This is a genomic window from Lacipirellula sp. (genome assembly GCF_965279485.1).
Taxonomy (GTDB): Bacteria; Planctomycetota; Planctomycetia; order Pirellulales; family Lacipirellulaceae; genus Lacipirellula.
The window spans coordinates 2,007,486-2,020,494 of sequence record NZ_CBDIIC010000002.1 but is presented as its reverse complement, the minus strand read 5'-3'; the positions used below and the strand labels follow the sequence as shown (position 1 = coordinate 2,020,494).

The 13,009-nt window shown below is 60.1% G+C and carries 9 protein-coding genes; 1 reads left to right on the top strand and 8 read right to left on the bottom strand.

The features are described from left to right. Nucleotides 1–47 precede the first annotated feature (47 nt). The 8 genes from ACQY7R_RS15725 to ACQY7R_RS15690 form a co-directional block, all read right to left on the bottom strand. A complete protein-coding gene (locus ACQY7R_RS15725; protein ID WP_428306537.1) occupies nucleotides 48–1,628 on the bottom strand; it encodes a prolyl oligopeptidase family serine peptidase in 1,581 nt (526 codons plus the stop codon). Nucleotides 1,629–1,713: 85 nt separating this feature from the next. Continuing rightward, on the bottom strand, nucleotides 1,714–2,157 hold the full coding sequence (locus ACQY7R_RS15720) for a hypothetical protein (RefSeq protein WP_428306536.1): 444 nt from the start codon (nucleotides 2,155–2,157) through the stop codon (nucleotides 1,714–1,716). A gap of 57 nt (nucleotides 2,158–2,214) precedes the next feature. Continuing rightward, nucleotides 2,215–3,231 (bottom strand): DUF1559 domain-containing protein, encoded by a 1,017-nt coding sequence (locus ACQY7R_RS15715; protein WP_428306535.1) that lies wholly within the window; start codon nucleotides 3,229–3,231, stop codon nucleotides 2,215–2,217. A 44-nt stretch (nucleotides 3,232–3,275) separates the two neighbouring features. Then, on the bottom strand, nucleotides 3,276–4,760 hold the full coding sequence (locus ACQY7R_RS15710; RefSeq protein WP_428306534.1) for a dockerin type I domain-containing protein: 1,485 nt from the start codon (nucleotides 4,758–4,760) through the stop codon (nucleotides 3,276–3,278). Nucleotides 4,761–4,971: 211 nt separating this feature from the next. Beyond that, nucleotides 4,972–6,258, bottom strand: a complete 1,287-nt coding sequence (locus ACQY7R_RS15705; protein ID WP_428306533.1) for a hypothetical protein — start codon at nucleotides 6,256–6,258, stop codon at nucleotides 4,972–4,974. 79 nt (nucleotides 6,259–6,337) lie between these two features. Further along, a complete protein-coding gene (locus tag ACQY7R_RS15700; protein ID WP_428306532.1) occupies nucleotides 6,338–7,798 on the bottom strand; it encodes a FecR family protein in 1,461 nt (486 codons plus the stop codon). Beyond that, nucleotides 7,795–8,343: a sigma-70 family RNA polymerase sigma factor gene (locus ACQY7R_RS15695; RefSeq protein WP_428306531.1), complete on the bottom strand. Its 549-nt coding sequence runs from the start codon at nucleotides 8,341–8,343 to the stop codon at nucleotides 7,795–7,797. Before ACQY7R_RS15695 ends, ACQY7R_RS15700 begins: the two co-directional genes overlap by 4 nt. A 1,117-nt stretch (nucleotides 8,344–9,460) precedes the next feature. Beyond that, a complete protein-coding gene (locus ACQY7R_RS15690) occupies nucleotides 9,461–10,348 on the bottom strand; it encodes a DUF72 domain-containing protein (protein WP_428306530.1) in 888 nt (295 codons plus the stop codon). 522 nt (nucleotides 10,349–10,870) lie between these two features. Here ACQY7R_RS15690 and ACQY7R_RS15685 point away from each other — a divergent pair. Then, nucleotides 10,871–12,250 carry a DUF1254 domain-containing protein gene (locus ACQY7R_RS15685; protein ID WP_428306529.1) on the top strand — a complete coding sequence of 460 codons (1,380 nt, stop codon included), beginning with the start codon at nucleotides 10,871–10,873 and terminating at the stop codon, nucleotides 12,248–12,250. The last annotated feature ends 759 nt before the right edge of the window (nucleotides 12,251–13,009 follow it).

The window sequence follows — 13,009 nt, the reverse complement described above, 5'->3', positions numbered from 1 at the left end:
GCTGGGTACTCTTCGAGATGATATTTACGGAAGGCAACGATCAGCGATCAGGCCGTCGCGCGCGACAGTGCTAGTCTAGCAATGCGACGCCGAAACGCGACCGCCGCGAAGGACGCTGCAACTGAAGTTAGCCCGAGTCCCAGAGGTTCTGGAACCGCGATGCTGGGCGATGGGGAAGGGGCGGTGACGTGCTCCTGCCAAATCAGAAAATCAACGCCATCGACGTCGCCATCGCCATCGCCGTCTCCGGCGGCCGCGGTGGCTCCGCTGGATATGGGGAAGTTCGATTTCCAACGGTTAAGGTCTGCGGAGTTAACTTGGCCGTCGCCGTTGAAATCCCCTGGCGCCGTGACGGAGAGGGTGAGTATGTCGTTGTCGCCGAAGTTGGCGAGCTGATACGATCCCCCTCCCACGAGTTGCTCGATGACGACGCCATTCAAGCGTGCCGCCAGCGGCTGTCCGGCGAGCGCCGAGGTATCGACCTTGAGCGTGCCTTCAATCGTTTTCACATTAGAAGCGATGCCCAGTTCGAAAGACCAGTCGTTGCCCGTCAGATCGTAGCTGAGATCTCCCACCGAGTTTTGGCCGTCGCCCAGCCACAAGCTGAAACGCTTCGTCGTGACGAAACCGGCCACGACCAGCTCGTCCTGTAGATTCAACACTGGCTGCGGAATGCTGCCGTTGAGCAGTCGCGAGAGATACCACGATTCGCCTGCATTCTGTTGATTGGCGTCGGGGTAGCCGTGCGGCCAATTCTGCAATTCAGACGCTTCATTCACGCCGTTGTTGTTGAAGTCGACGTACTGTCCCGTGCCGCCAATGTGGACCGTAATGTTGTCGAATTCGCCAGGCGAGGTTGCCGCGGCGATGGCCGTGTCGCGGTACTTGGTGACGTTCACCGGCGGGCAAGTCGGTTCGTTTTGATTGACGAAGAGATGAATCTCGCTGTACGGATTGTTGGCGGAAGCCAAATTCGACGCCCGCGATTGGAAGCGATCTTGGATCGTGGCGTTGTTCAGCGCCGGGTTGCCGATGTCGGCGACCATCTGGCTGCGGTGCGACGAATCCGAGCCATTGGCGTACCAGCCGTTGACGGCGTCGTACCCATAGTCGCCCATGCCGAAGTAAGACGAACCGGCGCGGAAGTAGTCGGGAAACTTGGTAAGCGCCGACATCGCGTTGCCGCCGCCGCCGGAGTAGCCGGTGATCGAGACGTTGCTGGCATTCACGCGGGTAGGATACGTCGCCTTCACGTACTCGACGGCGTCGTAAATATCGTAGATCTCCACGCCCCCAGAATCGCGGACGCCGTCCGAGCCGTCGCGGCCGCGGAGCGAGACGCTAACGACGAAGAAGCCGGCGTCGCGCAATCGCTGGGCGTTCGCACGAACCTCGGCCGCTTTGCCGGTGCTGCCGGAGTAGCCATGCATCACGACGGCGATTGGCGCGCCGGAACGCGTCGATTCGTAATTCAGTTCCGCCTTCAGGTCGAGTTTTCCGCCAGCGTCGCTCGTTACCGACGACTTGTAGGTCATCGTCGACAAGATGGACGCTGCCTGCGTCGCCTGACCGCTCCACTGCAGGACCAGCGCGGCGGCTAGCGCGCGAAAACAACCCAGCGGTCTCATCAAAAGAATCTCATTCAACAAAGGGTGCGTATCGTCGCTGATTGCTTCTTACAAGTTCGCGAGCGAATTTCGTCTGGCGTCAATTTCAGGAGGCGATATCGAAGTCGACGTCCGCCGCGCCTGCTGGCGGGATTTCCACGACGGTCGTGCCATCGCTGAATTTCTTCGGAATGCGGTCGGCTGCGGGCTTCGGTTGCGGGCTGGTTCCGTCTTGCGTATCGCCCTTATCGAGACTGATGTAGACGTGATGCGAGCCGATCACGGCGCCGACGCTGTCCTCTTTGATGGTCCGAAGATCGTAGCGTCCCTCCGCGTCGGTGATGCCGAACGACGACGGCCCTGGCGCGATGTCGTCCGCAGACTTAGCGATTGGCTGGTACGTGACGCTCGCGCCGGCAACCGGCGTCGTCCCCTCCATGACGCGGCCGCGAACCTCGACGAGCGACGAACCGTCGCTGCAGCCAGTCCACGAGAGCAGTCCGAGGGTCAAGCCGTAGGCGACAAGCGTTTGAGAACGAAAGCGAGTCATAGGTAAATATAAAGTCATTACGATTGCGGGGCCGTTTAAGTCGAGTGCTGTCGAGTGCTAGGGAATGTTCGTCAACTCTTCGCCGGCAATCGTACTGGCTTCGCAGAGGACGTTCATGTCGATGTTGTCTGAAATAATACGAACTGATCCGTCGCACAGTGCGAACTGCAGTCCACCGGCGTGAAAGCTGCCCCAGCCACCTTTGCATGGGGTTTCGCCGCCGTCCCCGCCGACTTGGACGCAACGTTCGTAATCGGTAAGTAACATCCGAGATTGCGGCAGCATGGTCGACTTGTTGAAGCCGGCGTACGAGTAGCCCCAGAAAGTCTGTTGCCCGACGGTGGCGCCCGTGGTCGCCGACGCTTTCTCGCCAATAAGCAAGGTATTGCTCAAACCATCTGTAATCTGTTGCGGCTTGACGGCCTGATAGGGAATGTTGCCGACAGTGTGCAGCGGCCCCCGGTACGCAGCCGGCAAGGGAAACAATGAACCTGATTGAGCGGCGAGTTGAGCGCCCCACCAGACCTCGGCAAGAGTGTTGTCGGAGCGGCCGGTCACGCCGCGATAAGAGCTCGTGCGATACTGCAATCCAGAACCTGGCCCTGCGCTCGGCTTTTCAAGCTGATTGGCGCCGTCGTCGGTGGGGCAAGCGTACGCTGGAACAACCGACTGCGCGACTTTGAGATTTGCGAGGCTGGTCGCCTTATCGTTGTACATGCTCTGGTCGTAGGACGCATACAGCGCCTGCTGCTCAATCATCGGGAGTATTTCTATCGCCCAATTTGAGTAGCTGTACGCCGAACAGCAGGCTCCCGTCACGACTGCCCCGGGAGGGAGCGTTCGCTTCGCGGCGATATAGTTGTGAACGCCCAAGGCCATTTGCTTGAGGTTGTTGCCGCACTGAGAGCGACGCGCCGCTTCACGCGCCGCCTGAACGGCGGGCAACAACAGAGCGACCAACACTCCAATGATCGCAATCACCACCAAGAGCTCCACGAGGGTGAACCCGGCAGCGTGCGCTTTTCGGCCAATCTGCGACTTACGCAGTGAACTTGAATGGCTCAAGCAATTCATCACGCATTTCCTTAGCAGCTAAGTTTCCAAGAAGGCCATCTGATCTACCGGCGACGGCTAATGAAAGCCAACCCGACGATGGAGGCGAGCAGTAGTGAAGCAGGCTCCGGGACGGCAGCGATGCCAGACCCGGTAAAGTTGCGTTGCCAAATCAGGAAGTCGACGCCATCGACGTCGGCGTCGGCGTCGGCGTCGCCTTGGGCGACGGTAGCACCCGCCGCGATCGGGACGTTTGTCTTCCAAGCGGCGAGGTCGAGGGCGTTCACGCTGCCGTCGGCGTTGAAGTCGCCCGGAACCGCCGGGGCGACGAGGCTGGCCACCGTCACCTTGATGGCGCTCCCAGCGCCGGCGCCGTAGTCGAGCGTCAGCTTCACGCTATTCACGCCGGCCGGGCTATCGACGATGTCGTCGAACGACGCAAACGTTCCGGTCAGCGTCCCGCCGTAGTTCATCAGCGTGAACTGCTGTCCGACGCTCGGCGTCGTAGTGAACTTAATGCCCAGGGCGCCGTTCAGCGTGGCGTTGGTCGTCACGGCAATCGGGCTGATGCCTGCCCCAATGTCGAAGGCCAGCGTGGCGTTTGCGTTCTGCACGAAGTTGTTGTTGAAGTTGATCGTCGGCGAGCTGCCAATCACCTTGAAAAGGGCCGTCGCGTCGCCGGTTGCCGCGCCGTTGACGACGCCGCCAATCCCGTCCAGCGAGGTAATGCTGAGCGATCCGCCGCTGATCGAGTACGATCCGTTCGCTCCGGCAAGCGCGCCGATCACCATCGCGTCGCCCGCGGCCCGAACTGCGGTGACGGCTCCGGCGGTTTGCACGAACGTTCCGGTTCCCGTCCGCCCGACCTGAATGTAGTTGCTGGTGGTGACGGAGCCGCCGCTCATGTTAAAGGCGCCAACGCCGGCGAGCCCGACCACCAGCGGCCCGCCGAAGTCCATCGTGCCGCCGCTGAGATTGTAAGTGCCGTTCGACGGCGTTACGAACGATCCGCTGACAGCCGAGACGCCCAGCGTTACGCCGGTGCTCGCACTGGTGCCGTTATACGCTCCGCCTGTTTGCGTCACCGTTCCTGTGCCGCGACCCGTCGCGTCGCCCCAACCGACCTGCAAGCTGCCGTTGATGTTGAGCGTGCTGCCCGGCAATATTCGCAATAGTCCTGTCCCGCGGGCGCCAACGTAGTGGGCGCCAGTCGCCGAGGTCGTGAGGTTCGCGCCGCTGCGGAGCTCCAAACCGCCCTGGCTGGCGGTGAGCTCGCCGATGAGAAAGCGTTGGACCGCTACCGCGCTGTCGATATAGGGATAGTCCGTCACGCCATTCACCGAGTTGATGTACGGCAGATCGCCGGACCCTGGAACCGCGACGGGCGCATTGGCGTTGTCGACCCAATTGGCCGTCATGAAGTTTTGCGCTCCTACGTTGGCGCCGTAGTAGGCGTTTGCAGCGTGGGAAGCCTCGGCTCCGCACGCCATCGGCGCGGCGACGAGCAAGAGAAGTTTGCGGCCGATCTTAGGCAGAGAAGCGTGAATCATGAAGGATCTCCGAGTGCGAAATGAAGCGTGCGGATCGATTGACGACTGCGGTGCGGCTAGTGACGCACGGCTGCCCCGGCATGCATAGCGGCGACTCCGAATAGGCAGTTCGGAAGTCACAGCACCGCAGCCGCCAATCAGTATCAATCGTTCAAGGTTTCAGTCGGGCTCCTGCCCCCGCGTGAAGCGGCTCTTCGTGAGCCTGCTCGCATTACTTCCGGGCGAGAACTCCTCGCCGACAACTTAGCGCGGCGACGATCGCGCCGCATGCGACGAGCACGCCCGTCGCTGGCTCAGGCACCACGGTCAGCACGACCGCACTGTTGGTTCCCGTGCCGTAGTCAAGGCTCAAGGTAATCGTGTTCGGTCCCAGCGGGCCGTCGACGACGTTGTCGAACGTTCCGAAGGTTCCAGTGAGCGAACCGCCGTAGGTCATCACCGTGAATTGTTGGCCGGGGCTGGGCGACGACGAAAACAGGACGTTCAACGCTCCCCCGAGCGTCGCACTCCCCGTCATCGCAATCGGCGTGATGCCCGCGCCAATCGTCAGATCGAGATTCGAGCCTGCATACTGCTTGTAGTCGCCGGCGATCGCAATCGAGGTGGCGCCATTGCCGACGACTTTGAACGTTCCACTGGCAGTTCCCGCGACGATGCCGTTAGCAACTACGGCGGGGCCGGTCGTCGTCGTGACGCTGAGCGATCCGCCGCTGATTTCGTACTTGCCGACGCCGCCTGCCGCGGCGCCGATAACCATCGTGTCTCCCGACGCGCGATTAACCGTCAGCGATCCTGCCGTTTGCGTAAATGTTCCCGTGCCGGTTCGCCCAATCTGCAAGAAGTTGCCCGTCGCCACGGATCCGCCGTTCATATTGAACGTGCCGATGCCTGCTTGGCCCACGACGAGCGAGCTTCCAATATTCATCGTTCCCGCTTGCATGTTGTAAGTTCCAACCGAGGCCGCCAGCGGTCCGGCCGCAGCCGAGACTCCCAGAATCAGCCCGCCACTGGCGCCTGTTCCGTTGTAGGCGCCCCCCAATTGATTCACCGTGCCCGTGCCGTGCGCAGCCGTATCTCCCCAGCCAATGTTCAGCGGACCATTCACGTTAGCCGTGGCGCCCGGCTGGATTGTCATGATGCCTGTGCCGCGGGCGCCGACGTAGTGCGCTGAAGTTAGCGACGTGGTCAGCGTTCCGCCGGTGCGAATTTCCAAGCCGCCTGAGTCAGCTGCCTGGTCGCCAATCAAGAACCGTTGAACGGCGACGGCGCTGCTGACGTACGGATAGTTCACAGCTCCGTTGACGCCGTTGATGGTTGGCAGGTCCCCCGACCCCGGAGCCACGCCGCCGACCCAGTTGGCGCCGACGGTGAAGTTCTGCGCGCCCGCAGGATTCGCGTAGGTGATTGTCGCCGCCTCGCTCGCGTTGGGCGCCAGCGCCCAACTCAGCAAGGCTGCGCAGCCAAAACGGCGCGCGAGAACCAGGTTTGCACACAGCATTAGTCAATCTCCCTGAAGTCAATCGAAGTAGTTCTTCAAGCGATCATGGCGACGCGCACAAGATCGACCCCCGCCGCCTTCACTGTTTCTGGCCTGTTTTCTCTTGTTCGAGCGGTACTGCGGCGATGCCGTACATCGCCGACAGCACTTTGTCGGAGCCAATGGATCCGAGCTTGATCCGGCCCGCTTTCGGGACTTTGCGTTCCCAGATGGAAAACGCCTGATCGATCGATTGCCCTGGCCCCACCGCGCGATCCAATGCGGTAATGACCTCGCCCTTTTCCGTGAACGATTTGCCCATGTCCAACCCGATCCGATCGCCGAATCGTTGGTAGTCGCGCCGCAGCCATTCGGGCGGCGCGACCCGTTGGTCGTCAAAGATGATGAACAGCCGAGCCGGTTTGCTGAGCGTCACTTCAATTTCAATATCCGAGCGGAACTTGTCGTTGTTGAACGGCTTCACATAGTCGGCGCCCAGCAGGTACGCGGGCATACCGGCGCTGGTGAGGCCGTTCCATTCGTGCTCTTGTCGATCGACGTAGGCGAGGGCGTCTTCGCCCATGCCCCCCGGCACGATCTCGTAGAATTTCTTCATGCCGTCGTTGCGGATGTTGTCGGTGACGTTCGTGATGATCGCCGACGACTCGTCCTTCGCGCCGGTGAGCAGCCGAAACGTGCCGTCAGTCCCGGTGGCGACCGACATGATTCGATTTAGTTCGCCCACTTTGCTGAACCTGACCCCGTCGCCTCCGAACAAACGCTCGACGCGCGAGCCTTCGATCATCTCGGGCGATTGCCCCAGGCGGAGGTCGACTGAGCCTTGGAAGACGACCAACCCCGTCCCCGTGGGGCTGCCGACGTCGAGACCGAACTGCGTGCCGAGATCGGTGACTTCGCCATCAGGCGTCTCGACGACGAAGCCGTAGCCCGAGGGCTTTTTGACGTGAACCTTGATGCGACCCTTGTTCAACCGAGCGCGCATCGGGCCGAGCAGCTGAAAGTCCGCCGGTCCTTCCACGACGACCGAACCAATGTCCGGCAGCTCAAGCGTGGTCGTGCCCGAGCCGAGTTGAACGGATGAAATCGAGGGCGTTTCCGTCGTCGCTAGCTGCGAAAAGTCGAGCGGCGCTCGATTTTCTTTCGTGCGCTCATTGCTCCACCATGCCAGGCCGCCGACGGTGACGAGCATGGCGGCGCAGAGGGCCATGCCATAGGCGACCCAACGCGACATGCCGAAGAGTGAAGCGCCGCCCGTCCCGCTGATCGGCGCAATGGCGGTCCCGCCACCGATCGCCGATTGCCCGGCGGCAGACGCCACCGCGTCCTGGCTCTTGCGGAATGAATCGAGCGCCTGATCGGCCCGCAGGTCGATCGCGAGATCGATGTGGAGTTGGCAGTAGTCAAGGAAATATTCGATCGCCGCCGGATGTTCCACCAACCATTTATCGAGCAGCGCGGCGTCTGCGTCGGACAGCGTGCCGTTGAGCAAGCCGTCGAACCAGCGCTGGGCTTCGCGAGTAACTTCACGCCTGTAGCTCATGATTGTCCTTCACTCGCCAGCGTGCGCTCAATGCATGCGTACAAGGCCCGGCGAATCCGCGACAAGCTGTCGTAGACGCTCCCGACGGGGCGTCCGACGCTCTCGGCCGATTTGCGAATGCTTTCGCGGCCGTTGTAGCACATTGATAGGAGCTGTTGGTCTTTTGAAGAAAGTTTGTGACGGCAGCTAGCCAAAGCGCGGAGTTTCGCCTGTTGCGTCTCGGGCTGCCAGTGATCGTGTTGCGGAACTAGCTCAAGCAGCTCGTCTGAAAACAAGAGCCGGCGTCGACCCTTCGCTTTGAGATGGTCCAGCGCCTTGAAGCGAGCGATCGAACAGGCCCAGGCGTAAAAGTCGGTGCCCAGTTCGAACTCACTGAATTTGTCCCACATGGTGATGGCCGCTTGCTGAAACACGTCCTCGGCGTCGGGGAGGCTGTGCACCATCGCAAATACAAAACGGAACAATTGGCTTTTGTGCCGAGTTAGCAATTCAACGTATTGCTCGTCGCGATTTCCGCGCGGCGGGTTGGTTGCGGCATCTGCCAAGGTGAGCTCCTGAACTGCGTTAGCGGAGATGAACTCTCTGCCCGACTTCCAAATTCACAGACCTTCTGTTGCGCCGCCTAAAAGCGCACTCAGTGACTCGCCTGAAAAGTAATTGCTCGACTCAAGAAAACCTCTGCCGCGAGAGCCAGTTTTTCTTTGAATTTGTTCCGCGGGGCTGCCGAAAACAGGCTCGAAGGCTGCGTAAGACCTTGAGGAATCGGCAATTACGAGGACCCTCGCGCCCAGCAAAAATTTCTCAGACTCGAAGCTAACCGTGGTCGCTTTGAACGGCTGCGGCTACCGTCGCCGCCGTGTGGAATCGGCTGACGGCTTCTTGTCGTGGGGCATAACGATTTGGCGACGAGAGATGGCGCCTTCGCTACGCCGCGCGGCAAAACATGCCGCAGGTTCAAGAGTATGATCGTTGCTCAAACCAGTTCGCCCAGTGGGAAACTCAGCGAATGCGCGAGATCGATCATGGGGAGCAGTGAAAAGACAGTTGTCGAGGCGGGCGGCGGCCGGGAGACGCTCTTCCGTCGCGCTCTCCCAAGCGAGCCGGGGCGTCCCGCCCCCGGCCGAAAATCCCCAGGCAACATTCTCAGCTGAACTGCTAGAGTGCAAGTTGGTCGCTGGCCTTTCAGCTTTGCAGCCTACTAGTCGCGCGAACGACGAGCGAAGTCGAAACGCAGCGCAGCACGCTGCTAGCGCTGCGACGGCGAGGCATCCTCAGCAGGCCTGCCGAGGCGCGAACTCTCTTTGACAATTCGGATAAGTGTGAGAGCGCCGTTGCTCGCGTTGCTCGCGCCGACTTTTGCGCGTCCAAAGAATCGTCAGAAAGTGCAAAAGTCGAGACTCAATAAGAGCTCGCGCCGTCTACTTTATGCGGCAAACGTCGAAAGAAAAGTCGCGTGCCAAAAAATCGCGGAGAGACTTTTGCGCCTAATTAACCGGGGCCCCCCGCCGGCGCGCAAAAGTCAAAATTCCCCCGCGAGAGGGGTGGTCGAGAAATGGGTCTTGAGCTGCCGCGCGAAACGCATGCATGCCAAGAGATGAGTCGGACGTGTTCTCCTCTTTCGCATCGCGACGGCTTCAATGAACTCGCGGGAAGTGCGGTCGTTCAGAAAAGCTCTTTGGGCTTGAGCGTCTGCGGGATCGGCACCGCGGTGCGGAGCTTTTTGTTCAGCCGTTCAATGAAGTGCGCGGCGAGCGCGGGCGATTCCTGCTCCTCGTTTTGATGCACGAAGAAATAGAGTCGTTGCAAGCCGGCGCGTTTCCACTTGGCGATCCGCTCGACCCAGTCGTCGAGTCGCGCGCGATCCGATTCGGCGTCGTTCGCTCCGACCCAGCGAACGAACGCGGTCGGCGTCGTCAATCGCATGTGCATGAGGTCGCGCCGGCCGGCGGTGTCGACGAGCACGTTCGTAATGCCGTGCGCTTCGAGCAAGTCGTAAAGTTTGCTCGAGACTGCCGGATCGTTGTACCAATTGGTGTGGCGGAACTCCATCGCGAGCGGCGCGTCGTACGTCCAGTTTTCGGCAAACGTTGCAACGCGATCGAAATCCTTCGGTGCGAAATCGTCGCGCATTTGCAAGAACGGCATCGCCAACTTCTCGCCAAGGTGCGACATGTTGGCGACGTTGCGCTCGACGACCTCGGCGACATCCTTGAGTCGGCGAAAGTGCGAGATCGTTTGCTCGAGTTTCGGGAAGAACCTGAAGTCATCCGGCGTCGCCGCGCGCCAGTTCTCAAACGTCGCGGCCGGGAACAGCCGATAGAACGTCGCATTCAGTTCGATGGAATTGAACTGCGTCGAATAATACGCGAGTTCGTCTTTCGTGCCGCGCGGATAGAAATTCTTGAGATCCGCCTTGTTCCACTTGGCGCAGCCGATGCGAATTTCGAGTTCATCCGACGACGGCGCCTTCAACGCCTGGGCCGTGTCGGGATGGTCACGCGGGATCGTGAAGTCGATCGGCTCCGGATTGTCGACTTGCCCGAACTTCATACGGTTCGCTCCGTGGATTAGCCCTGCGCCGCCGAACTTCGCTGATCGCGGCGCGAACATGGCTGGCGATCAAAATTGAGATTCAGGCTCCTCGCCCCGTTGAATAAGACGAGAATCGATCGAACCTTTCCCGTTGTTGGGAAGACAATAGTTTACCGCCCCACGGTCGGCAGCGTATAGCAGGCGTGGCAGACACTGAGCACCCGGCCGACTCAGCAGCCTCACCGCTTCTCAGACGCGATGCGCAGCGCTCCCTGCTGCCATCGCCGCGATGAGGCGTGAGGGCCGGTGAATTGACGTGGGATGGCGTAATCCTTGCAAGAATGTAGTTGCTAGGAGTCCCCAGCTACGTCGTTCATAGCTAAAATTGCGTTTCCGACGAGGCGGCTATTATCTCGGTGCGGTCGAAGGACGCCGAGCGCCGCCAGCGCAATAAATCTCATCAGCCTCACCCAAACAGCGACCAGAGCCGACGCCACTATGAGCAATCGATTCTTTCTACACAGCGGTCTAGCAATCCTCATGGCATTAGCCGTCCTGCCTCGCGCGGGAGCCGAAGAAGCCGTTTTCGACGCCGTTCCCCACGGCGTGGAGGCGTACATCTACGGTTATCCATTGGTGACCATGGAGATGACCCGGCGCGTCATGACCAACGTTGAGAAGCCCGCCGGCACGCGAGCGCCGATGGGGCAGATCGTCCGGATGCGCGAGTATCCGACCGCTCAGTTTCGCGACGTTACCGCTCCCAACGCCGACACGCTGTACACCACCGCATGGATCGACGTGGCGAAGGAGCCGTGGGTGCTGAGTTTGCCGGATGCCGACGACCGGTACTACCTGTTCCCGATGCTCGACGCTTGGACCAACGTATTTCAAGTGCCCGGCAAGCGCACCACTGGCACGGGGCCGCAGAAGTATGCAATCACAGGCCCGGGATGGAAAGGAACCCTTCCGGCAGGCGTTATTGAATACAAGTCGCCGACTGCGATCGTCTGGCTGCTCGGCCGGATCTATTGCACGGGAACCCCGAAAGACTACGCAGCCGTGCACAAGTTGCAGGATGAAATCTCGCTCGTACCGTTGAGTTCGTACGGACAGCCCTTTACGCCGCCGGCCGGCAAGGTTGATCCGAGCATCGACATGAAGGTCGCAGTACGCGAGCAGGTCAACTCGCTGAGCGCCGCAGACTATTTCACTTTGCTCGCCAAGCTGATGGTGGAAAATCCGCCCTCGGCAGCCGATGCGCCAATGCTGGCGAAAATGGCCAAGCTGGGGATCGTTCCGGGCCAGCCGTTCGATGGCAGCAAGCTCGGCCCGGTGGCGAAAGATGCGTTTTCGGAAGTGCCGAAGCTGGCGAATGAAAAGATTATGCTGTGGCTGAAAGAAGGCGTCGTCGCAGGCGATATGAAGCTTGAGCACGGCTGGCTCTTCACCACCAAGACCGGTGAGTATGGCGTCAACTACATTCAGCGAGCGTTGATCACCGCCATCGGCCTCGGCGCCAATCGCCCGCAAGACGCCGTGTATCCGACTTCCGAGGGGCCAAGCATTCTGGAGTCGTACACGGGCGCGAAAAAATACGTGATGCACTTCCCTAAAGGCCAATTGCCGCCGGCGCAAGGGTTCTGGTCGCTCACGATGTACGACAAAGATTACTTTTTCGTTAAGAATCCCATCAACCGCCAAAGCATCAGCGCGCGACAACCGCTGAAGTCCAACGCCGATGGCTCGGTAGACCTCTACATTCAGCATGAGAGCCCCGGCGCGGATCGAGAAGCAAACTGGCTTCCCGCTCCACAGGACAAGTTCATTCTCATGCTGCGGCTCTACTGGCCGACAGAAACGCCGCCTTCGATCATCGACGGCACCTGGGAGGTTCCGGCAGTCAAAGCGGCGGATTGATTTGCGGAATAGAAGCCCTACGAGGCTCTCTGAGCAGCCGGCCGCGATGATTTCGATCATGGCGGCCTTTTTTGTGCGCACCTCTTGCCGCCCTTGGCCGAAAATCACTAGACGCATTTTCCGCTTTTCCGCGCGAATTATTAAGTTCGCGGTTGGGCGTTCAGCCTAATAGTCCCGCCAAGCGACGCTCCACGCTACGCTGCAGCACCATCGCCAGGCCCCCGCGCACGGCATGTCGGACTAAAGATTCCAGCGTATGCCGATGGTTCTTCGGCAATTCGGCCCACTGGATATAGCGAGCGGGTGATTCGATTCTCCTCTTTCGGCGTGCGAGCTACTCGATGTTTCCGTGAGCAGAGCGCTAGTCGATTGCTGCTGTCGAAGCAAGCGTGCGATTCGATGGTCGTGGAAACGTATCGTACGTCCGCGCCGCAGAAATCTTGCTAGTTGCGTTAGTGGCACAGCTTGCGCAGTCAAACACATCGAACAAGCTGCGATACTCTTCTTCGATGTTTGAATCGACGGTAGCACTGCAGGTGCTGATGAGTTTATCCGCTAACACTGAACTGGCGATAGATGACTTGCATTAAGATTTCGGATTGCTAGTTTGATGATCGTCAATGGAACTCATCACCGCTATCCGGAATAGTCGAGGCAAAGGACATGAGAAGCCGCCCCTCTTCTTGGAAGAACGTATCTCGTTTGCTAGGCATGAGGTTTTCCAGTACACGAAAGCCATGCCGGTCTTCGTCGCGGCGG

Excerpts from the sequence above, each read along its gene's own strand:
- ACQY7R_RS15725 (WP_428306537.1), bottom strand. The coding sequence starts at position 1,628 with ATGAGACCGCTGGGTTGTTTTCGCGCGCTAGCCGCCGCGCTGGTCCTG.
- ACQY7R_RS15720 (WP_428306536.1), bottom strand. The coding sequence starts at position 2,157 with ATGACTCGCTTTCGTTCTCAAACGCTTGTCGCCTACGGCTTGACCCTC.
- ACQY7R_RS15715 (WP_428306535.1), bottom strand. The coding sequence starts at position 3,231 with ATGAATTGCTTGAGCCATTCAAGTTCACTGCGTAAGTCGCAGATTGGC.
- ACQY7R_RS15710 (WP_428306534.1), bottom strand. The coding sequence starts at position 4,760 with ATGATTCACGCTTCTCTGCCTAAGATCGGCCGCAAACTTCTCTTGCTC.
- ACQY7R_RS15705 (WP_428306533.1), bottom strand. The coding sequence starts at position 6,258 with ATGCTGTGTGCAAACCTGGTTCTCGCGCGCCGTTTTGGCTGCGCAGCC.
- ACQY7R_RS15700 (WP_428306532.1), bottom strand. The coding sequence starts at position 7,798 with ATGAGCTACAGGCGTGAAGTTACTCGCGAAGCCCAGCGCTGGTTCGAC.
- ACQY7R_RS15690 (WP_428306530.1), bottom strand. The coding sequence starts at position 10,348 with ATGAAGTTCGGGCAAGTCGACAATCCGGAGCCGATCGACTTCACGATC.
- ACQY7R_RS15685 (WP_428306529.1), top strand. The coding sequence starts at position 10,871 with ATGGCATTAGCCGTCCTGCCTCGCGCGGGAGCCGAAGAAGCCGTTTTC.